This window comes from Ancylobacter sonchi (assembly GCF_018390695.1).
Taxonomy (GTDB): Bacteria; Pseudomonadota; Alphaproteobacteria; order Rhizobiales; family Xanthobacteraceae; genus Ancylobacter; species Ancylobacter sonchi.
The window spans coordinates 110,314-129,358 of the sequence record NZ_JAHBGF010000016.1; the positions used below are offsets into that span (position 1 = coordinate 110,314).

Sequence of the window (19,045 nt, forward strand, 5' to 3'; positions counted from 1 at the left end):
CCCGGGCGCGGGCGGTTTCGAGCGGGTTCTTGCCCAGAAGGCTTCTTGCAGGCACGGAACGCCGCCCCTATATCGGCGGCGAACGGCGCGATGAAAAAGCGCCGTACCCAATCTATCGGGGGCCGGTCCGGGGGAGGGCTCAGCGCGATGCGCCAGTGCCATCCTCTCCGGGTGCTCAATGAGGTCCGGCCGGCCTGCCAGAAGGAGAATGTACATGTCTAAAGTCATCGGTATCGACCTCGGTACGACCAATAGCTGCGTCGCCGTCATGGAAGGCACCTCGCCGAAAGTGATCGAGAACGCCGAGGGCGCCCGCACGACGCCCTCCATCGTCGCCTTCACGGAGGATGGCGAGCGCCTCGTCGGCCAGCCGGCCAAGCGCCAGGCGGTCACCAATCCCGAGCGCACCTTCTTCGCGGTGAAGCGCCTGATCGGCCGCCGCTACGACGATCCGATCATCGAGAAGGACAAGAAGCTGGTCCCCTATTCCATCGTGAAGGGTGACAATGGCGACGCCTGGCTCGAGTCGGACGGCAAGAAATATTCGCCCTCGCAGATCTCCGCCTTCACGCTGCAGAAGATGAAGGAGACCGCGGAGGCGTATCTCGGCGCCAAGGTCGACAAGGCGGTCATCACCGTCCCGGCCTATTTCAACGACGCCCAGCGCCAGGCCACCAAGGACGCCGGCCGCATCGCCGGCCTCGAAGTGCTGCGCATCATCAACGAGCCGACGGCTGCCGCGCTCGCCTACGGCCTCGACAAGAAGTCGGCCGGCACCATCGCCGTGTATGACCTCGGCGGCGGCACGTTCGACGTGTCGATACTCGAGATCGGCGACGGCGTGTTCGAGGTGAAGTCGACCAATGGCGACACCTTCCTCGGCGGCGAAGACTTCGACATGCGCCTGGTGAACTACCTGGCGGATGAGTTCAAGAAGGAGCAGGGCATCGACCTGCGCAACGACAAGCTCGCCCTCCAGCGGCTGAAGGAAGCCGCCGAGAAGGCGAAGATCGAGCTGTCGAGCGCGCAGCAGACCGAGATCAACCTGCCCTTCATCACCGCCGACGCCTCCGGGCCGAAGCACCTGACCATGAAGCTCACCCGCGCCAAGTTCGAGGCGCTGGTGGACGACCTGATCCAGCGCACCGTCGAGCCCTGCCGCAAGGCGCTCAAGGACGCCGGCCTGTCCGCCGGGCAGATCGACGAGGTGGTGCTGGTCGGCGGCATGACCCGCATGCCGAAGGTGCAGGAGATCGTGAAGCAGTTCTTCGGCAAGGAGCCCCACAAGGGCGTCAACCCGGATGAAGTGGTCGCCATCGGCGCCGCCATCCAGGCCGGCGTGCTGCAGGGCGACGTGAAGGACGTGCTGCTGCTCGACGTCACCCCGCTCTCGCTCGGCATCGAGACGCTGGGCGGCGTGTTCACCCGCCTGATCGACCGCAACACCACCATCCCGACCAAGAAGAGCCAGGTGTTCTCCACGGCGGAAGATGGCCAGACCGCGGTGACCATCCGCGTGTTCCAGGGCGAGCGCGAAATGGCGGCGGACAACAAGATCCTCGGCCAGTTCGACCTCGTCGGCATTCCCCCCTCGCCGCGCGGCGTGCCGCAGATCGAGGTCGCCTTCGACATCGACGCCAACGGTCTGGTGAACGTGTCGGCCAAGGACAAGGGCACCGGCAAGGAACAGCAGATCCGCATCCAGGCTTCGGGCGGCCTGTCGGACGCCGACATCGACAAGATGGTGAAGGACGCCGAGAGCCACGCCGCCGAGGACAAGAAGCGCCGCGCGGTGGTGGAAGCCAAGAACCACGGCGAAGCGCTGATCCACTCGACCGAGAAGGCCCTCGCCGAGCATGGCGACAAGGTCGGCGCGGCCGAGAAGGGCGCGATCGAGGCTGGCGTCGCCGAGCTGCGCACCGCGCTGGAGGGTGACGACGCCGAGGCGATCGCCGCCAAGACCAACGCCCTCGCCCAGGCCTCGCTCAAGCTGGGCGAGGCGATGTACGCCGCGCAGCAGGGCGGCGGCGAGGCCGAGGCCGGCGCGCCGAAGGACGACGTGGTGGACGCCGAGTTCACCGAAGTCGACGACGACAAGAAGAAGTCGGCCTGATCGGCTTTTTCGCAATCCCCGCCCCGGGAGTCCGCTTCCGGGGCGGCTTTGTAATGACGATGCAGGCAGACCGCCGCCACCTTCCGTCCGTTTCCCGGCGGACCAGGCTGCCGGCGGCAAGTTTCCTGCATGTAACGGGCCCGAATGTCCCGCCAGCCGCGCGCCTTCCCTGGGATTTGACCAGGGATTCGCGCGGAGCGGCTGGCCAGTGGACGAAACAATTCGGCGGCACGGCGACCCATGGCCAAGATTGACTATTACGAACTGCTCGAAGTGACCCGCACCTGCTCGGACGGGGAGCTGAAGTCGAGCTATCGCAAGCTCGCCATGAAGTGGCACCCCGACAAGAACCCCGGCGACACCGGGGCGGAGGACCGCTTCAAGCAGATCAGCGAAGCCTATGACGTGCTGAAGGACCCGCAGAAGCGCGCCGCCTATGACCGCTTCGGCCATGCCGCCTTCGAGAATGGCGGGGGCGGGGCGGGCGCCGGCTTCGGCAACGACTTCGCCTCCACCTTCTCCGACATCTTCGACGACCTGTTCGGCATGGGCGGCGGCCGGCGTGGCGGCGGCGGCGGCGGGCGGGGCACCGGGCGCGAGCGCGGCGCCGACCTGCGCTACAATATGGAAATCACGCTGGAGGAGGCGTTCGGCGGCAAGGATGCCACCATCCACCTGCCGACCTCCATCACCTGCGAGGCCTGCACCGGTACCGGCGCCAAGCCCGGCACCCAACCGACCTCCTGCCGCACCTGCGGCGGAGCCGGACGGGTGCGGCAGGCGCAGGGCTTCTTCACGCTGGAGCGCACCTGCCCGAGCTGCCAGGGTCGCGGCCAGGTGATCGAGGATCCCTGCCCGGCCTGCGCCGGAGCCGGGCGCGTCACCAAGGAGCGCACGCTGCAGGTCGGCATCCCCGCCGGCGTCGAGGACGGCACCCGCATCCGCCTCGGCGGCGAGGGCGAGGCCGGCGCGCGCGGCGGCCCGGCGGGCGACCTCTACATCTTCCTCTCGATCGGCCCGCACGATTTCTTCCAGCGCGACGGCGCCGACCTGTTCTGCCGTGCGCCGATCTCCATGGTGACGGCGGCGCTGGGCGGTTCCTTCGAGGTGCCGACCATCGACGGCGACACTTCCAAGGTGAAGATCCCCGAGGGCACCCAGTCCAACAAGCGCTTCCGGCTCGCCGGAAAGGGCATGCCGGTGCTGCGCACCCGCAATCGCGGCGACATGTATGTGCAGGTGGTGGTGGAAACGCCGCAGAACCTCACCCGCCGCCAGCGCGAGCTGCTCGCCGAGTTCGAGACGGAATCCTCCAAGGAGAACCACCCCGAGGCGCACGGCTTTTTCGCCAAGGTGAAGGATTTCTTCGCCGGGGATGCGGAATGATGCCCGTGACTGACGCATCGGCAGCAACCGGAACGTCATCGGGGTGTAACGGCTGCGTCATCGCCGTGACTTAACATTGCCCAATAGCGCGCCTAGTCTTCGCGGATTGCCTTTCGTTCCCTTCATTCACGGCCGGTCGTTTCGGCGCTTTGGAATCCAAGTGGCATGCTGCATCGCTCCTGCTCCGACAGCCCGAAGTCGCGTCCCGACGAAGTCCGCTTCCTGCAATCCTGGCTCCAGGACCCGCTCCGTACCGGGGCGGTGTCGCCCTCCGGCCGGGCGCTGGCACGCACCATGGCCGGCTATGTCGACCCCGATTCGGACGGGCCGATCATCGAGCTCGGCCCCGGCACCGGCCCGGTGACGGCGGCGTTGCTCGCCCGCGGCGTCGCGCCCGAGCGACTGGTGCTGATCGAGTACAACCCGGAATTCTGCAAGCTGCTGCAAGCGCGCTTTCCCGGCGTGAACGTGATCCGCGGCGACGCCTATGGCATCAGCAAGACGCTGGACGGCATGCTCGACAAGCCGGCGGCGGCGGTGGTGTCCTCGCTGCCGCTGTTCACCCGCCCGGTGGCGGAACGCTACAGCCTGCTCGACCAGTCCTTCGAGCTGTCGCGGCCGCAGGCGCCGTTCATCCAGTTCACCTATGCGGTGGTCTCGCCGGTGCCGTTGCAGGCCGAGCGCTTCGACGCCCATCGCAGCCCGCGCGTCTGGGCCAACCTGCCGCCGGCGCGCGTCTGGGTGTATCGTTCCCGCACCGCCTGACACCGGCCCTCGACGGGCGGCGCGGCCGGCGGTGCCGCTCCGCCGTGCCGGCATCCGGCGTTCCGGTTCCCAATGGTTCCGGTTCGCAGCGTTTCCTTCTGCGCGGAGACTCCCATGCGCCCGCCCAAGATCCTCACCTTCTCCGGCTCGATCCGCACCGGCTCCTATTCGGCGACGCTCGCGGCGATCGCCGCCAAGGAACTCGCCCTGCTCGGCGCCGAGCCGGTGCTGATCTCGCTTCAGGACTATCCGCTGCCGATCTACGACGCCGACCTCGAAGCCGAGGAGGGCGTGCCGCAGGCGGCCGAGCAGCTGCGTAGCCAGCTGGCGCTGGCCGACGGCGTGTTCATCGCCACGCCGGAATATAATGCCGCCGTGCCGCCGCTCCTGAAGAACGCCATCGACTGGGCCAGCCGCGCCAAGGGCGCGCCGGGAGGCGGCGGCCATGACCCGTTCAAGGGGCCGGTCTTCGCCATCGGCTCGACCTCGCCGGGCGCGCTCGGCGGCTATCGCGCCGCGATGATGCTGCGCCAGGTGCTGGCGCTCGGCCTCAGCGCGCTGGTGCTCGCCGAGCAGGCGATGGTGCCCGCCGCGCACCAGGCTTTCACCGACGCCGGCGATTTCAAGGACGAACGGCAGCTGGAACGCTTGCGCGGAACGCTCCGCACGCTTATCGACCAGTCGGCGCTGCGCGCGGGCCTGCGCGCCTAGCGCCATTGCGGGCCACCGCGCCGAGATGCGGCCGGATCGTCCAAGAGCCCGCCGACCGGAGACTGCCGATGAGCCCCGCCGCGCGCCTTGCCGTTCCCGATCCGCGCGATCGGCTGATCGTCGCCCTCGACCTGCCCTCGCTCCGGGCGGCGGAGGATGTGGTCTCCCGGCTCGGCGACACGGTGAGCTTCTACAAGATCGGCTATGAGCTCGGCTTCGCCGGCGGCCTCGGCTTCGCCCGCGAGCTGATCGGCGAGGGCAAGAAGGTCTTCATCGACTTCAAGCTGCACGACATCGGCAACACGGTGGCGAAGGGCGTGGCGAGCGTCGCCCATATGGGCGCCAGCTTCCTCACCGTGCACGCCTACCCCCAGACCATGCGCGCGGCGATGGAAGGCAAGGGCGCCAGCCCGCTGCGCATCCTCGCCGTTACCGTGCTGACCTCCTATGACGAGGCCGACCTCGCCGAGGCCGGCTATGCCGCCGGCGTCGACGCCACGGTGCGCCGGCGGGTGGAACAGGCGCGCGAGACCGGCATAGACGGCATCGTCTGCGCTCCGACCGACGCCGCCATGGTGCGCGAGGTGCTGGGGCCGAGGCGCGCCATCGTCACCCCCGGCGTGCGCCCGGCCGGCGCCGCCGCCGGCGACCAGAAGCGCATCGCCACGCCGGGCGACGCCATCCGCGCCGGCGCCGACCATCTCGTGGTCGGCCGGCCGATCGTCGGCGCGCCGGACCCGGCCGCCGCCGCCCGCGCCGTGCAGGCCGAGATCGCCGCCGCGCTCGCCTGAGCGACCGGGTTTTCCGAACAGGGAAAGGTTCACCAGCATGGCCAAGGGTTACTGGATCAGCCGCATCGACGTGCGCGACACCGAGGCCTACAAGCCCTATGTCGCCGGAGCCGACGCCGCGATCGCCGCTTTTGGCGGCCGCTTCCTGGTGCGCGGCGGCGAGTTCGAGGCGCCCGAGGGCGTGGCGCGCTCGCGCAATGTCGTGGTGGAATTCAAGGACTACGACACCGCGCTCGCCTGCTTCCAGTCGCCGGAATACCAAGCCGCCTACCAGCACCGCCTCGCCTCTTCCGACGGCGAGCATCTGGTCGTCGAGCAATATGAAGGCAACCAGCCGGCGGCGGGCGTGATCGACGGACCGGCCAGCGGCCCCGGCACCGCCTATTGGGTGATGCGCATCGACGTGCACGATCCCGAAGGCTACAAGCCTTATATCGCTGCCGACGCCACCGCCGTCGAGGCCTCGAAGGGCTGGTTCCTGGTGCGCGGCGGCCGGCATGCGGCGGTGCACGGCCCTGCTCGCTCGCGCAACGTGGTGCTCGCCTTCAAGGACTACGAGACCGCCCGCACCGCCTATCACTCGGCCGCCTATCAGGCCGCGCTGGTGTTCCGCAAGGCGGCCGCCGAAGCCGAGGTGATCATCATCCGCGGCGCGGAATAGGCGGTTTTCACGCGAAAGTGGCCGCATCGGCGGGATTCGCCGGAGCGCTCCCGCGCGGCCTGTGGACAAGCAGAAACGGTTCTGCTATGTGCGCACACCTTGATCGGCAGAGTGCCGTCCCGACTGGTTTTCGGAACGCCTTTCCCCCGATCTCCGAGATTCAACGCATCGCAATAGCGAAGGCACGAAGAGGAAGACACGTGCAGGTTCTTGTTCGGGACAACAATGTCGATCAGGCCCTGAAGGCCCTCAAGAAGAAGATGCAGCGCGAAGGCATTTTCCGCGAGATGAAGCTGCGCGGTCACTACGAGAAGCCTTCCGAGAAGCGCGCCCGCGAGGAGGCCGAGGCCATCCGCCGCGCCCGCAAGCTGGCCCGCAAGCGCGCCCAGCGCGAAGGCCTGCTGCCGTCCAAGCCGAAGGTCGTCGCCGGCGCTCGCTGAGCGGCACGGCCCCACGGGGCCTCCGGATACCGATATCCATGAGCGCGGTGACGTTGTCGCCGCGCTTTTTGGCGTTTGCGCCGGCGTCGCCGTCGCGACGCCGCCCACACGACGCGATATCCCCGGCAATGCCGCGAGCGGACAAGGAGCGGCAGGATGACCGACGCACCTGACCGGCCCGTCGCCCCGCCCCTACCGGAGGGAACGCCGATCCGCGACCTGCGCACGGCCACTCATGTGGCGGCCCTCGTCGCCGATCGGATCTGGCGGGCCTGGTGGCGCGATCAGGGCGTGCCGCTCGACGCGGTGCGGGCACGGCTGGAGGAAAGCCTCGGCGTTGCGCCCGTTCCGACCACCCTCGTCGCGCTGCGCGGCACGCAACTCCTCGGCACCGCCTCGCTGATCGCAAGCGACATGGAGCAGCGGCCGGCGCTGTCGCCCTGGGTGGCGGCGTTGTGGGTGGAGCCGGCGCATCGGCGGGCCGGCATCGGCGCGGCGCTGACGGAGGCGGCGAGCCGTCTCGCCTTCCGCCTCGGCCATGCGCGCGTCTATCTTGCCGCGCTGCCGGAGAAGGCGGATTTCTATCGCCGCCGCGGCTGGGCGACCTGCGAGACCGACGTCGACGGACTGGATATTCTCAGCCGGGCATCCCCGCCCGGCTGACGCGCCTCACTGGCGGTTCATCGGCACGGTGTATTCGCCGGCGCGGATGCGCTCGGCAAGCCGCGCCGCGAAATCGGCGGCCGCGTCCTCGCCATAGGTGGCGACCATCGAACGGATGGCGGTGAACAGCGCCGCCTGCGCGAGACAGTCCTCGTCGAGGCCGTCATAAACCGCCTCGTTCCACGCCTCGTCGAGATAGGCAAGCGCGGCATGGCGCTCGTCTTCCTGCGCCCGCTCGGCAGCGGGATCGATGGCGGTCGGATCGGTAATCTCGGACAAGCTGGCACCTCCGCGCGCATCAAGCGCGACCGACTCACCATAGCACGACGATCCCGATGGTCCCCTCATGTTTTGAACAAGGGTTAACGGCCGTCGGGAAACCGCCGCATTGTGTCATTTCGGTCGCGACTGTTGCGCAATAGCCGCAGAATGCGGCCGCAGCATGGTCCCCGAAGGTCAGCCTGCCCGACCTAGCACGTAGCGGGATCAGTAGGCGAGCTCAAAGGGCTCGCCTTCCATCGCCTCGCGGCCCCGGCCGATGGCGGCGACCGCCGCGCTCATGCGGCCCTGCCGGCCGAGCGCAGCGTCGGCGAGCGACACCAGGAGCGCGTTCGGCGTGGCGCTGGGCGATGCCGCGCGCAGGGCGCGGGCGATCGCCATCTCCTCGCGCTCGGGGTCGAGCGCGCAGGCAGCGATGAAGGCGGAGGCGGTGGACCGGCTGATGCCGGCGAAGCAGTGCACCACCAGCGGCGCCTCGCGCGGCCAGCGACGGGCGAAGGCGAGGATCGCCGCCACATGCTCCGCGGCCGGGTGGATCAGCCCTTCCTGCGGCGCCACGATGTCGTTGAAGCCGACAAAGAGATGATCCTCGGCGCGGATGACGGCCGGGCGCAGCACCGGCGTGCCGACATTGATGACGGTGAGCACATGCGAGGCGCCGGTGCGCGTCACCGTTTCCTCGAGGCGCGAGAGCGGGCAGACATGGATCATTTCGGGGCTCCGGGCGCCGGGTCGACGAGTTCGGTGAAACGGGCGAGGAAGCGCATCTTGGCCTCGCCGGCGCTCCACGGGGTGAGATGCTCGCGCTCGGCGGCGGCATCGAGCGGAAACGGCGCGCCGAAGAAGCGCCGGGCCTCGCCGACCTCGAAGCCGGCGAGGCGGGTGGCCTCCAGGAAGGCGCTGGCGCGGTCGGCCGCCTTCACCTTGCCGACCAGCACCGCCGGCCATTGCGCCGGCAGGCCGAAGCGCAGGCTGATCGCCGTCAGAAGGCGTGCCTCGACACTCTTGTAGTCGCCGCCGATCACCGCCTTGAACGGGCTGATCATATCACCGACCACATATTCCGGAGCGTCGTGCAGCAGCATGGCGAGGCGCCAGCGGCGGTCGAGGTCGACGCCGGCGGCCTGCGCCTGCCGGCGGGCGATCAGTTCCACCAGCACCGAGTGCTGGGCGACGGAGAAGATGTGCTCGCCGCTGGTCTGGCCGTTCCAGCGGGCGACGCGGGCGAGGCCGTGGGCGATGTCCTCGATCTCGACGTCGAGCGGCGAGGGATCGAGCAGGTCCAGCCGCCGGCCGGACAGCATGCGCTGCCATGCGCGGGCGGCACGGGCGGCGCTCAACGGCAAGCCTCGGATTTGGCGGCCTCGGATTTGGCGGCCTCTAACTTGCCGGGGCCGAATTCCCGCGCGCCGTGCCGGTGGCAGGTGACGTCATGGTCGTCGACCATGCCGACCGCCTGCATGAAGGCGTAGACGATGGTCGGACCGACGAAGTTGAAGCCGCGGCCCTTCAGCTCCTTCGACATCGCCTGCGCCACCGGCGAGGTGACGATGGGCGCGTCGCCCACCTCGCGGCCATTGTCCAGGGTCGGGCCGTTGATGCCCCACAGCAGCGCCGAGAACCCCGGCCCCTTCTCCATAATGTCGAGCCAGACGCGGGCGGAGCGGATGGTCGCCTCGATTTTGGCGCGGTTGCGCACGATGCCGACATCCTGCATCAGCACCTCGACCTTGTCGGGCCCGTAGCCGGCGATGATCTCCGGCCGGAAGCCGTCGAAGGCGCGGCGGAAGCCGTCGCGCTTGCGCAGGATGGTGATCCAGGCAAGGCCGGCCTGGAAGCCGTCGAGGATCAGCTTCTCGAACAGCGCGCGGTCGTCGAGCTCCGGCACGCCCCACTCGGTGTCATGATAGGTGACGTAGAGCGGATCGGTGCCGCACCATTTGCAGCGGTGGAGACCGTCGGCGTGAATGTGCATCAGGCGGCGCTCCCGGTGCCCGGAATGACAAAGCTGGCCCAGTCGAGCCGTTCGGGCACCAGCGTCGCGCCGTCCGCCTCGACGGCCAACCCGGATTCGCGCGCCTCGGCGAGGCGGTCGAGGCGCACCGTCGCCAGAAGCCGCCCCTCGACGCCGGAGCCGACCGTGCCGAGCGTCTTGCCGCCGGCGAGGATCGGCGTGCCGGGAGCCGGCGGGGTACCGCACACCGCGAACGGCACAATGCGGGTACGTGCGGTGCCGCGGTGCTGCATGCGGCTGACGATCTCCTGGCCGACATAGCAGCCCTTGTCGAAGTCGATGCCGCCCAGCTGGTCCATGTCCGCCTCATGCGGGAAGGCGTCGGCATAGGCGAAATCGCGCCCGCCCTCCGGCACGCCGAGCGCCACGCGATGCGCCTGCCAAGAGGCCTCGTCGGCATCCGGCGCGACGGCGGCGCCGGGCGCCAGCAGGAAGCGGGTGCCGAGCGCCGGCAGGCGCGGATCGGCGAAGGCGGGGGCGCCAACGGGCGGCTCGCTTCCGCCCCAGGCGACGCCGACGCGCCAGCCTTCCAGCGCCGCGATCTCCACCTTGGCGCGCAAACGATAGAGGGTGAGGCGCTTCAGCAGCTCGGCGAGGCGGTCGGCGGGCAGGTCGAGGCGGAAGCCGTCCTCGTCGCCGAGCACGAACATGTCGGCGATGATCTTGCCCTGCGGGGTGAGCAGCGCGGCATAGCGCGCCGCGCCCGGCGCCGGGGTGCGGGCGGTGAGCAGATTGTCGAGGAAATGCGCCGCATCGGCGCCACCGATCCGGGCGAGAGCACGCTGTTCGAGAAGAGCGATGGGCATGCAGCCGCCTCCCGGCACGATGGGCGCCGGCATCGATACCGACTCGACCGGCGGACCGGCCGTTTCGCACAGGTAAGGCGAGCGGGCGGCGCCGGCAAGAGCGGAGAGGCGCTCGCTCCTTACGTCCGGCGCGGCGCGGCCGGGGCACCGATATCGGCGCTGTGGCCGGCGAAGTCGATGCTGGGATAGACGCCGCTGAGCACCTCGTCGAAATGGCGGCGAACCGCCTCCGAACACTCGCAGCTGGCCTGCCTCAGGCGGACCGCGTCCCTCACCACCAGCCGGCCGCGCCGCGTGTCGACCGCCCCCGCCTCGCGCAGCGCATGCAGCACCCGACCGACATAGGACCGCCCTACCGCCAGCATGGCGGCGAGTTGCTCCTGGGTGAGGCGGACATTCTCGTCGCCGGTGCGCTCCATGGCGCCGATCAGCCATTTGGCGGTGCGTTGTTCGATGGAATGGGCGGCGTTGCACGCCACCGACTGGAAGATCTGCGCCAGCAGGCAATCGGCATAACGGGCGAACAGGTGGCGCAGCATCCCCGACTGCTCCTTGGCACGCTCGAGATCGGCGCTGTCGAGCCGCAGCAGCGGCCCGCCGATCTGCACCTGCGCCCGGCAATAGGCCGGCAGCCGGCCCTGGCTGACGATGCCGCCAACCGCGCCTTCGCGCCCGACCATGCCGACCTCGGCGGGGCGGCCGTCCTCCAGCATCACCATGAAGGAGATGAGGGTCGGCCCGCAGGGGAAATAGACCGTGCGCACATCGTCGCCCGGCTCGTACAGCACAGTGCCGGCGGGCCGCTCCAGCCGCATCAGATGACTACGCAGCAGCGCGAAATCCACGTCGCGCACCGCCGCCAGCAGATTGTTGCCGGTCGCCGCACCGCCGATCCCGACATTGGCCACGCTCGCCATTCCGCCGCCCTCCGTTCGCATTGGGTAGACTGGCAACGCGGTAGGGGAAGAAATGTTCACCAGTGCGCAGAACGCGGCGCGCGCAGGCCCTACAAGGGAGGTAGCGAGCTAGGCATGCAGGGGCATGTTCGCCCTGGGGCCTTGCGCATCAGGTGGGAAGAAGGCGGGCGGATGGCCGTTCAACGGACGACGGGACGGAACGACACGCAGCGCAATCCTCCGCGCGGCCACGGCGGGAAAGCGGCCTGCCGTCCGCATGAGTGAACCCTCGGTCCGCCCCTCGCGGCTTTCGCCGTTCTGGAGGCTGGTGACGGCGGCGCGGCCGCTGCGCCGTCACCCCTGGCTGGGCGACGCGGTCGGCCTCGCCATGCTGGCGGCGGCGGTGGCGCTGCGATTCGCCGTCGACGACGTGCTGCCGCCGGGCTTCCCCTTCCTCACCTTCTTTCCGGCGGTCATCCTCACCACCTTCTTCTGCGGGCTGAGGCCGGGGCTGACCTGCGCGGCGCTGTCCACCGTCGCGGCCTGGGTCTTCTTCATCGGCCCGGCGACCGGCATGGACATCGCCGACGGCCAGGCGCTGCTGGCGCTGGCCTTCTTCGTCGCCATCGCCACCATCGACATCGCGCTGATTCATTTCACCTTCCGCGCCGCCGAGCAGCTGCGGGAGGAGCAGGAGACTACCGCCCGGCTCTATGAGAGCCAGCGCATCATGTTCCAGGAGCTGCAGCACCGCGTCGCCAACAACATGCAGTTCGTGGCGGCGCTGCTGAACCTCCACAAGCGGCGCGCCGCCGGCGACCCAGCGCAGGCGCTCGGCGCGCTCGACGAGGCGCGCGCGCGGCTCGACACCATCGCGCGCATCCATCGGCATCTCTACGCCCCCGAGCGGATCGACATGCCGACCGGCCAATATCTGCGCGAGCTCTGCGGCGAGATAACCGCCGCTGCCGGCGTCGAGGGCATCGCCTGCGAGGTCGCCTCGCCGGACCTGCCGCTGAACGTGACCCAGCTGACCACGCTGTCCATGCTGGTCGCCGAGATCGTCACCAACTCGCTCAAGCACGCCTATGCCCCGGGCGACGCCGGCACGCTGCGCCTCGCGGTGAGGCCACGCGGCGAGCGGCGCTACGAAATCGCCATCGCCGATGACGGGCGCGGCCTGCCGGAGGGCACCGACCTTAGCCAGAGCAAGGGCCTCGGCTGGCGGATCATCCAGGGTCTCGCCAGCCAGCTCGACGGCGAAGCCCGGCACGGCACCGCCCCCAGTGGCACCGGCACGGAGGTGCGGGTGGAATTCGCCATAGCCTGAGCACGGCGGGCGGGAGCGTGCCGTCCGCCGTGGCCGATTCTTCCGCCGTGGTCTTGCGGCCGGAACTGGGCTAAGAGCGCGCAGCGCTTTCATGCATCGGCTTCCACCAGCGGAGACCCCCACCATGACCCAGACCTTCGACCTTCTCCTCAAGGGCGGCACGGTGGTGAATCAGGACGGTGTCGCGGTGCGGGACGTCGGCGTGACCGGCGGGCGCATCGCCGGCATCGGCTCCTTCGACGCCGCCCAGGCCGGCGAGACCGTCGACTGCACCGGCCTGCACGTGCTGCCGGGCGTCATCGACACCCAGGTGCATTTCCGCGAGCCCGGCATGGAGCACAAGGAAGACCTGGAGACCGGCTCGCGCGCGGCGGTGATGGGCGGGGTGACGGCGGTGTTCGAGATGCCGAACACCAATCCGCTCACCACCTCGGCCAGTGCGCTGGAGGACAAGATCGCCCGCGCCACCGGGCGCATGCATTGCGACTTCGCCTTCTTCGTCGGCGGCACGCATGACAATGTGAAGGACCTGCCGGAGCTCGAAATGCTGCCCGGCGCCGCCGGCATCAAGGTGTTCATCGGCTCCTCCACCGGCTCGCTGCTGGTGGCCGACGACCCCGGCGTGCGCGAGATCCTGAAGGTGATCCGCCGCCGCGCCTCCTTCCACTGCGAGGACGAGCCGCGCCTCGCCGAGCGCAAGGGCCTGCGCGTGCCCGGCGACGCCTCCTCGCACCCGGTGTGGCGCGACGAGATCGCCGCGCTGACCGCCACCACCCGCCTCGTCAACCTCGCCCGCGAGGTCGGCAAGCGCGTGCATGTGCTGCACGTCACCACGGCCGAGGAAATGCTGTTCCTCGCCGACAACAAGGACGTCGCCAGCGTCGAGGTGACGCCGCATCACCTCACCATGGATGCGAGCTGGTACCAGCGCCTCGGCTCGCTGGTGCAGATGAACCCGCCGGTCCGCGACGCCCGCCACCGGGATGCGCTGTGGGCGGCGCTGGCCGCCGGCGTGGTCGACGTGCTCGGCTCCGACCACGCGCCGCACACGCTGGAGGAGAAAGCCAAGCCCTATCCTGACAGCCCCTCCGGCATGACCGGCGTGCAGACGCTGGTGCCGATGATGCTCGACCATGTGAATGCCGGCCGGCTGACGCTGGAGCGCTTCGTCGACCTGTCGAGCGCCGGGCCGGCGCGGCTGTTCAACATCGCCACCAAGGGGCGGATCGCGGTCGGCTACGATGCCGACTTCACCGTGGTCGACCTGAAGCGGCGCGAGACCATCACCAATGGCTGGATCGCCTCCCGGCCGGGCTGGACGCCCTATGACGGCATCGAGGTCACCGGCTGGCCGGTCGGCACCTTCCTGCGCGGCTCCAAGGTGATGTGGGAAGGCGAGCTCACCACGCCGTCCTCCGGCACGCCGGTGCGTTTCATGGATGCGCTGAAGCCGCTGTGAGGCGGCTTCAGCAGGTCACTCAATACGTCACTTCCGCCAGATACAGCCCCGCCGACGGCGCCATCGGGCCGCAGCGCGTGCGGTCCCGCGCCTCCAGCGCCGCCTTGACGTCGCCGGGGGTCCAGGCACCCTCGCCGACCTTCACCAGCGTGCCGACCATCGAGCGCACCTGATGGTGCAGGAAGGACCGCGCGGCGGCATGGACGCGGATCTCCGTGCCGAAATCGAGCGGCGCCGTCTGCACCTCCAGCCGGTCCAGCGTCTTCACCGGCGAATTGGCCTGGCAGCCAATGGCGCGGAAGGTGGTGAAATCGTGCCGGCCGACCAGCTGCCGCGCGCCCTCCGCCATCGCCTGCGCGTCGAGCGGGCGCAGCACCCGCCACGCCCGGTCGCGGTCGAGCACCAGATCGGGGCGGCGCACGATGATGCGGTAGAGATAGCGCCGGCCGATGGCCGAGAAGCGGGCATGGAAATCGTCCGGCGCCACCTCCGCCGCCAGTACCGCCACCGGCAGCGGCCGCAGATGCGCGTTCATCGCATCGCGCACCGTGTCGGGACGCCAGTGCTTCTCCAGCTCGATATGGGCGACCTGCCCGGTGGCGTGTACGCCGGCATCGGTGCGCCCGGCGCCCTGCACATGGACGCGCTCACCGGTGAAGCGCTCCACCGCATCGGTGAGCGCGCCCTGCACGGAGGCTCCCTCGGCCTGGATCTGCCAGCCGACGAAGGGCGTGCCGTCATATTCGATGGTGAGCTTGTAGCGGGGCATGGTCCTCGTCCTCGGCGCTCTGTAGCGCCGGGCGGGCGCGCCGTCACTATCTGCGCTCCCGCCCTTGCCCCGACGGACAGGCTTGGGCATCGTGCGCGCCCGAAACGGAGCCCGCCATGACCGACCGCACCGACATCGTAGACCCGAACGACCATGTCGTGCTGATCGACGGCTCGGCCTACATCTTCCGTGCGTATCACGCGCTGCCGCCGCTCACCCGCTCCTCCGACAAGCTGCCGATCGGCGCGGTGGCCGGCTTCTGCAACATGCTGTGGAAGCTCGTCCGGGCGCAGGGCTTCGAGCCGAAGCCGACCCATCTCGCGGTGGTGTTCGACAAGTCCGAGCAGACCTTCCGCAAGGACATCTACCCGCTCTACAAGGCGCAGCGTCCGGACCTGCCGGAAGACCTGATCCCGCAGTTCCCGCTGATCCGCGAGGCCACCCGTGCGTTCGACCTCGCCTGCGTCGAGCAGGCCGGCTTCGAGGCCGACGACATCATGGCCACCTATGCCGAGCAGGCGAAGAAGCGTGGCGCCCGCGTCACCATCATCTCCTCCGACAAGGACCTGATGCAGCTGGTCGACGACAATGTCCGCATGTACGACCCGATGAAGGACAAGGCGATCGGCGTCGACGAGGTGTTCGAGAAGTTCGGCGTCACCCCGGACAAGGTGATCGACGTGCAGTCGCTGGCCGGCGATTCGGTGGACAACGTGCCGGGCGTGCCGGGCATCGGCATCAAGACGGCGGCGCAGCTGCTCGCCGACTACGGCGACCTCGATACGCTTCTGGCCCGCGCGAGCGAGATCAAGCAGAACAAGCGCCGCGAGAACCTGATCGAGTTCGCCGACCAGGCGCGGCTGTCGCGCGAGCTGGTGACGCTGAAGCGCGACGTGCCGGTGGAGGTACCGCTCGACGAGATCGCCGTGGTGGAGCCGGAGGGCCGGCGGCTGGTCGCCTTCCTCAAGGCGATGGAATTCACCACCCTGACCCGCCGTGTCGCCGAGGCCTATGAGATCGAGGCCGCCGCCATCGAGCCGGATCCGAAGCTGATGGCCGGCGCGCCGGCCTCGCTCGCCTTCGCCGAGGCGGCCGGGCTGGCGGATCAGGAAGCGCCGGAGGCCGGGACAGCGGCACCGGCCGGCGCCGCGACGGATGGCCTGGCTTCGCCGAGCGTCCGGGCGGTGGCCCGCGTCGAGGCCGCGGCCAAGACCCCCGTCGACCGCACGCGCTACGAGACGGTGATGGACATCGCCCGGTTGCGGGTGTGGGTCGGCAAGGCGTTCGAGGCCGGCATCGTCGCCATCGACACAGAGACCAATTCGCTCGACGCGATGCAGGCCGAGCTGATCGGCTTTTCGTTGGCGCTCGCCCCCAACGAGGCCTGCTACGTGCCGCTCCAGCATGTCGGCGCCGGCGACGGGCTGTTCAGCGAGGGCATGATCCCCGGCCAGATCCCGCTCGCCGAGGCGATCGCGACCATCAAGCCGCTGCTCGAGGACGCGGGCGTGCTGAAGATCGGCCAGAACCTCAAATATGACTGGCTGATCCTCGCCCGCTACGGCATCGAGATCGCTCCCTATGACGACACGATGCTGCTCTCCTACGTGCTCGACGCCGGTACCTCGCCGCACGGCATGGACCCGCTCTCGGTGCGCTGGCTGAACCACACGCCGATCAAGTACGAGGAGGTCGCCGGCAAGGGAAAGAGCGCCGTCACCTTCGACAAGGTCTCCATCGAGAAGGCGGTGGAGTATGCCGCCGAGGATGCCGACGTCACGCTGCGGCTGTGGGAGGCGCTCAAGGCCCGCCTCGTCGCCGAGCGCAAGAGCACCGTCTACGAGACGCTGGAGCGGCCGCTGGTCACCGTGCTCGCCAATATGGAGCGGCGCGGCATCCTCATCGACCGGCAGATGCTCTCGCGGCTGTCCGGCGATTTCGCGCAGGGCATGGCGCGGCTGGAGGCCGAGATCTCCGAGATGGCGGGCGAGAGCTTCAATCCCGGCTCGCCCAAGCAGCTCGGCGACATCCTGTTCGGCAAGATGCAGATCCCCGGCGGGCGCAAGACCCCGACCGGCGCCTGGTCGACCGGCGCCGACGTGCTGGAGGAACTCGCGGAACAGGGCCACGAGCTGCCGCGCCGCATCCTCGACTGGCGCCAGCTCCAGAAGCTGAAATCCACGTATGCCGATGCGCTGCCGACCTATGTGAACCCGCATTCGGGCCGGGTGCACACCTCCTTCGCGCTGGCGGCGACCACCACGGGGCGCCTCTCCTCCTCCGAGCCGAACTTGCAGAACATCCCCGTGCGCAGTGAAGAGGGCCGCAAGATCCGCAAGGCCTTCGTCGCCGCGCCCGGCCACAAGCTGGTCTCGGCCGACTATTCGCAGATCGAACTGCGGCTGCTCGCCGAGATCGCCGACACCCCTTCGCTGCGCCAGGCCTTCCAGGACGGGCTCGACATCCACGCCATGACCGCCTCGGAAATGTTCGGCGTGCCGATCGCCGGCATGCCCTCCGAGGTGCGCCGGCGCGCCAAGGCGATCAATTTCGGCATCATCTACGGCATCTCGGCGTTCGGATTGGCCAACCAGCTGTCGATCCCCCGCGAGGAAGCCGGGGCCTATATCAAACGCTATTTCGAGCGCTTCCCCGGCATTCGCGCCTATATGGACGAGACGCGCAACTTCGCCCGCGAGCACGGTTATGTGGAGACGCTGTTCGGCCGGCGCTGCCACTACCCCGACATCGCCGCCAAGAACCCGTCGATCCGTGCCTTCAACGAGCGCGCCGCGATCAATGCGCGGCTACAGGGCTCGGCGGCCGACATCATCCGCCGCGCCATGGCGCGCATGGATGCGGCGCTGGCGGCGGCCAAGCTGGAAGCCCGCATGCTGCTGCAGGTGCATGACGAGCTGATCTTCGAGGTTCCGGACGCCGAGATCGAGGCGACCATTCCGGTGATCACGCGGGTGATGGAGGAGGCGCCGATGCCGGCAGTGTCGCTCAACGTGCCGCTGAAGGTCGAGGCCCGCGCCGCCGCCAATTGGGACGAGGCGCATTGAGCCGGCGGACGGCCGCGCCTAGTGCGCGGCCTCGCGCGCTTTATCCAGCCGCTCGATGATCGCCTTGGCGACCAGCGTGACCAGAGCCACGGCGGTGAGCAGGGTGGCCACCGCGAAAGCCGCCACCGCGTTGTTGTCCTGGTAGAGCAGCTCGATCTGCAGCGGCAGGGTGTTGGTCTGGCCACGGATGTTCCCGGAGACGATCGACACCGCGCCGAACTCGCCCATCACCCGCGCATTGCACAGGGCCGCGCCGTAGAGCAGGGCGAAGCGGACATTGGGCAGCGTCACCAGCCGCAGGATGCGCCAGCCGCCGGCACCGAGCGTCACCGCCGCCTCCTCCTCCTCGGAGCCCTGCGCGATCATCAGCGGGATCAGCTCGCGGGCGACGAAGGGCGCGGTGACGAACAGGCTCGCCAGCATGATGCCGGGCACCGCGAACATGATCTTGATGTCCCACGCTTCCAGCGTCGGCCCAAGCAGCCCCTGCGCGCCATAGACGAACAGATAGGCGACGCCGGCGATGATCGGCGAGATCGAGAACGGCAGCTCCACCAGCGCCACCAGGAGGTTGCGGCCGGGGAAGGAGAACTTGGCGATGCACCAGGCGGCGGCGATGCCGAAGCCGATATTGATCGGCACCACCACCAGCGCGGTGATCAGCGTCAGCCAGATGGCGTATTGGGTGTCGGGCGCCGCGAAGGACGCGGCATAGGCGCCCCAGCCATGCTTCAGCGCCTCGGCGAAGATGGCGGCGAGTGGCGCCACCAGGATGAGCGCGGTGACCAGCAGCACCGCGCCGATCAGCACCCGGCGGGTCGTCGCGCCGCTGCCGACGCGCACGCGGGCGCCGAGATCGTCCTTGCGCGGGCGGGGAATGGTGGGGGGCGCGGCCAT

Annotated in this window: 19 protein-coding genes; 11 read left to right on the top strand and 8 right to left on the bottom strand. The window is 69.4% G+C overall.

What is annotated here, in order from left to right; all coding sequences use genetic code 11:
- The first annotated feature begins 214 nt into the window (after nt 1-214).
- The 8 genes from dnaK to KHC28_RS07920 all read left to right on the top strand — a co-directional run bounded on the left by dnaK (nt 215) and on the right by KHC28_RS07920 (nt 7,530).
- Nucleotides 215-2,113, top strand: coding sequence for a molecular chaperone DnaK (gene dnaK / locus KHC28_RS07885; RefSeq protein ID WP_214007797.1), 1,899 nt, complete (start codon nt 215-217; stop codon nt 2,111-2,113).
- Between the two features lie 240 nt (nt 2,114-2,353).
- Nucleotides 2,354-3,499: a molecular chaperone DnaJ gene (gene dnaJ, locus KHC28_RS07890; protein WP_214007798.1), complete on the top strand. Its 1,146-nt coding sequence runs from the start codon at nt 2,354-2,356 to the stop codon at nt 3,497-3,499.
- Between the two features lie 165 nt (nt 3,500-3,664).
- Nucleotides 3,665-4,264: a class I SAM-dependent methyltransferase gene (locus KHC28_RS07895; protein WP_214007799.1), complete on the top strand. Its 600-nt coding sequence runs from the start codon at nt 3,665-3,667 to the stop codon at nt 4,262-4,264.
- Between the two features lie 114 nt (nt 4,265-4,378).
- On the top strand, nt 4,379-4,975 hold the full coding sequence (locus KHC28_RS07900) for an NADPH-dependent FMN reductase (RefSeq protein WP_214007800.1): 597 nt from the start codon (nt 4,379-4,381) through the stop codon (nt 4,973-4,975).
- Between the two features lie 68 nt (nt 4,976-5,043).
- On the top strand, nt 5,044-5,766 hold the full coding sequence (pyrF, locus tag KHC28_RS07905; protein WP_214007801.1) for an orotidine-5'-phosphate decarboxylase: 723 nt from the start codon (nt 5,044-5,046) through the stop codon (nt 5,764-5,766).
- Nucleotides 5,767-5,803: 37 nt separating this feature from the next.
- The gene (locus KHC28_RS07910; protein WP_214007802.1) at nt 5,804-6,427 is read left to right on the top strand and encodes a DUF1330 domain-containing protein; all 624 of its coding nucleotides are present in this window, start codon (nt 5,804-5,806) and stop codon (nt 6,425-6,427) included.
- A 200-nt stretch (nt 6,428-6,627) separates the two neighbouring features.
- Nucleotides 6,628-6,867, top strand: coding sequence for a 30S ribosomal protein S21 (gene rpsU, locus KHC28_RS07915; RefSeq protein WP_214007803.1), 240 nt, complete (start codon nt 6,628-6,630; stop codon nt 6,865-6,867).
- Between the two features lie 156 nt (nt 6,868-7,023).
- A complete protein-coding gene (locus KHC28_RS07920; RefSeq protein WP_214007804.1) occupies nt 7,024-7,530 on the top strand; it encodes a GNAT family N-acetyltransferase in 507 nt (168 codons plus the stop codon).
- A gap of 6 nt (nt 7,531-7,536) precedes the next feature.
- On the opposite strand, the gene KHC28_RS07925 is transcribed toward KHC28_RS07920, so the two are convergent.
- The 6 genes from KHC28_RS07925 to KHC28_RS07950 form a co-directional block, all read right to left on the bottom strand.
- Nucleotides 7,537-7,809, bottom strand: a complete 273-nt coding sequence (locus KHC28_RS07925; protein ID WP_213366745.1) for a hypothetical protein — start codon at nt 7,807-7,809, stop codon at nt 7,537-7,539.
- A 207-nt stretch (nt 7,810-8,016) separates the two neighbouring features.
- Nucleotides 8,017-8,520 carry a tyrosine phosphatase family protein gene (locus tag KHC28_RS07930; RefSeq protein ID WP_214007805.1) on the bottom strand — a complete coding sequence of 168 codons (504 nt, stop codon included), beginning with the start codon at nt 8,518-8,520 and terminating at the stop codon, nt 8,017-8,019.
- On the bottom strand, nt 8,517-9,113 hold the full coding sequence (locus tag KHC28_RS07935) for a YfbR-like 5'-deoxynucleotidase (RefSeq protein WP_214008163.1): 597 nt from the start codon (nt 9,111-9,113) through the stop codon (nt 8,517-8,519). The genes KHC28_RS07930 and KHC28_RS07935 overlap by 4 nt, the downstream gene beginning before the upstream one ends.
- 32 nt (nt 9,114-9,145) lie before the next feature.
- Nucleotides 9,146-9,784: a DNA-3-methyladenine glycosylase I gene (locus KHC28_RS07940; protein ID WP_214007806.1), complete on the bottom strand. Its 639-nt coding sequence runs from the start codon at nt 9,782-9,784 to the stop codon at nt 9,146-9,148.
- Nucleotides 9,784-10,629 carry a CAF17-like 4Fe-4S cluster assembly/insertion protein YgfZ gene (gene ygfZ / locus KHC28_RS07945; RefSeq protein ID WP_214007807.1) on the bottom strand — a complete coding sequence of 282 codons (846 nt, stop codon included), beginning with the start codon at nt 10,627-10,629 and terminating at the stop codon, nt 9,784-9,786. The genes KHC28_RS07940 and ygfZ overlap by 1 nt, the downstream gene beginning before the upstream one ends.
- A gap of 119 nt (nt 10,630-10,748) precedes the next feature.
- Nucleotides 10,749-11,546: a Crp/Fnr family transcriptional regulator gene (locus KHC28_RS07950; protein ID WP_214007808.1), complete on the bottom strand. Its 798-nt coding sequence runs from the start codon at nt 11,544-11,546 to the stop codon at nt 10,749-10,751.
- Nucleotides 11,547-11,802: 256 nt separating this feature from the next.
- Here KHC28_RS07950 and KHC28_RS07955 point away from each other — a divergent pair, with 256 nt between their 5' ends.
- Both KHC28_RS07955 and KHC28_RS07960 read left to right on the top strand, forming a co-directional pair.
- On the top strand, nt 11,803-12,855 hold the full coding sequence (locus tag KHC28_RS07955; RefSeq protein WP_214007809.1) for a sensor histidine kinase: 1,053 nt from the start codon (nt 11,803-11,805) through the stop codon (nt 12,853-12,855).
- 124 nt (nt 12,856-12,979) lie between these two features.
- Nucleotides 12,980-14,314 (top strand): dihydroorotase, encoded by a 1,335-nt coding sequence (locus KHC28_RS07960; RefSeq protein WP_214007810.1) that lies wholly within the window; start codon nt 12,980-12,982, stop codon nt 14,312-14,314.
- Nucleotides 14,315-14,333: 19 nt separating this feature from the next.
- Here the strand turns inward: KHC28_RS07960 and truA are convergent, their stop codons facing one another.
- Complete coding sequence (truA, locus tag KHC28_RS07965) at nt 14,334-15,083, bottom strand: tRNA pseudouridine(38-40) synthase TruA (RefSeq protein ID WP_214007811.1); 750 nt, start codon at nt 15,081-15,083, stop codon at nt 14,334-14,336.
- A 116-nt stretch (nt 15,084-15,199) separates the two neighbouring features.
- Between truA and polA the strand changes: the two genes are divergently transcribed.
- Nucleotides 15,200-18,148, top strand: a complete 2,949-nt coding sequence (gene polA, locus KHC28_RS07970) for a DNA polymerase I (RefSeq protein WP_214007812.1) — start codon at nt 15,200-15,202, stop codon at nt 18,146-18,148.
- Nucleotides 18,149-18,166: 18 nt separating this feature from the next.
- On the opposite strand, the gene cysW is transcribed toward polA, so the two are convergent.
- A complete protein-coding gene (gene cysW, locus KHC28_RS07975) occupies nt 18,167-19,045 on the bottom strand; it encodes a sulfate ABC transporter permease subunit CysW (protein WP_214007813.1) in 879 nt (292 codons plus the stop codon).

Excerpts from the sequence above, each read along its gene's own strand:
- dnaK (WP_214007797.1), top strand. The coding sequence starts at position 215 with ATGTCTAAAGTCATCGGTATCGACCTCGGTACGACCAATAGCTGCGTC.
- ygfZ (WP_214007807.1), bottom strand. The coding sequence starts at position 10,629 with ATGCCCATCGCTCTTCTCGAACAGCGTGCTCTCGCCCGGATCGGTGGC.
- truA (WP_214007811.1), bottom strand. The coding sequence starts at position 15,083 with ATGCCCCGCTACAAGCTCACCATCGAATATGACGGCACGCCCTTCGTC.
- pyrF (WP_214007801.1), top strand. The coding sequence starts at position 5,044 with ATGAGCCCCGCCGCGCGCCTTGCCGTTCCCGATCCGCGCGATCGGCTG.
- KHC28_RS07955 (WP_214007809.1), top strand. The coding sequence starts at position 11,803 with ATGAGTGAACCCTCGGTCCGCCCCTCGCGGCTTTCGCCGTTCTGGAGG.
- KHC28_RS07900 (WP_214007800.1), top strand. The coding sequence starts at position 4,379 with ATGCGCCCGCCCAAGATCCTCACCTTCTCCGGCTCGATCCGCACCGGC.
- KHC28_RS07950 (WP_214007808.1), bottom strand. The coding sequence starts at position 11,546 with ATGGCGAGCGTGGCCAATGTCGGGATCGGCGGTGCGGCGACCGGCAAC.
- KHC28_RS07935 (WP_214008163.1), bottom strand. The coding sequence starts at position 9,113 with ATGCTGTCCGGCCGGCGGCTGGACCTGCTCGATCCCTCGCCGCTCGAC.
- KHC28_RS07930 (WP_214007805.1), bottom strand. The coding sequence starts at position 8,520 with ATGATCCATGTCTGCCCGCTCTCGCGCCTCGAGGAAACGGTGACGCGC.
- KHC28_RS07910 (WP_214007802.1), top strand. The coding sequence starts at position 5,804 with ATGGCCAAGGGTTACTGGATCAGCCGCATCGACGTGCGCGACACCGAG.
- KHC28_RS07940 (WP_214007806.1), bottom strand. The coding sequence starts at position 9,784 with ATGCACATTCACGCCGACGGTCTCCACCGCTGCAAATGGTGCGGCACC.
- polA (WP_214007812.1), top strand. The coding sequence starts at position 15,200 with ATGACCGACCGCACCGACATCGTAGACCCGAACGACCATGTCGTGCTG.
- KHC28_RS07895 (WP_214007799.1), top strand. The coding sequence starts at position 3,665 with ATGCTGCATCGCTCCTGCTCCGACAGCCCGAAGTCGCGTCCCGACGAA.
- KHC28_RS07960 (WP_214007810.1), top strand. The coding sequence starts at position 12,980 with ATGACCCAGACCTTCGACCTTCTCCTCAAGGGCGGCACGGTGGTGAAT.
- KHC28_RS07920 (WP_214007804.1), top strand. The coding sequence starts at position 7,024 with ATGACCGACGCACCTGACCGGCCCGTCGCCCCGCCCCTACCGGAGGGA.
- cysW (WP_214007813.1), bottom strand. The coding sequence starts at position 19,045 with ATGGCCGCGCCCCCCACCATTCCCCGCCCGCGCAAGGACGATCTCGGC.
- dnaJ (WP_214007798.1), top strand. The coding sequence starts at position 2,354 with ATGGCCAAGATTGACTATTACGAACTGCTCGAAGTGACCCGCACCTGC.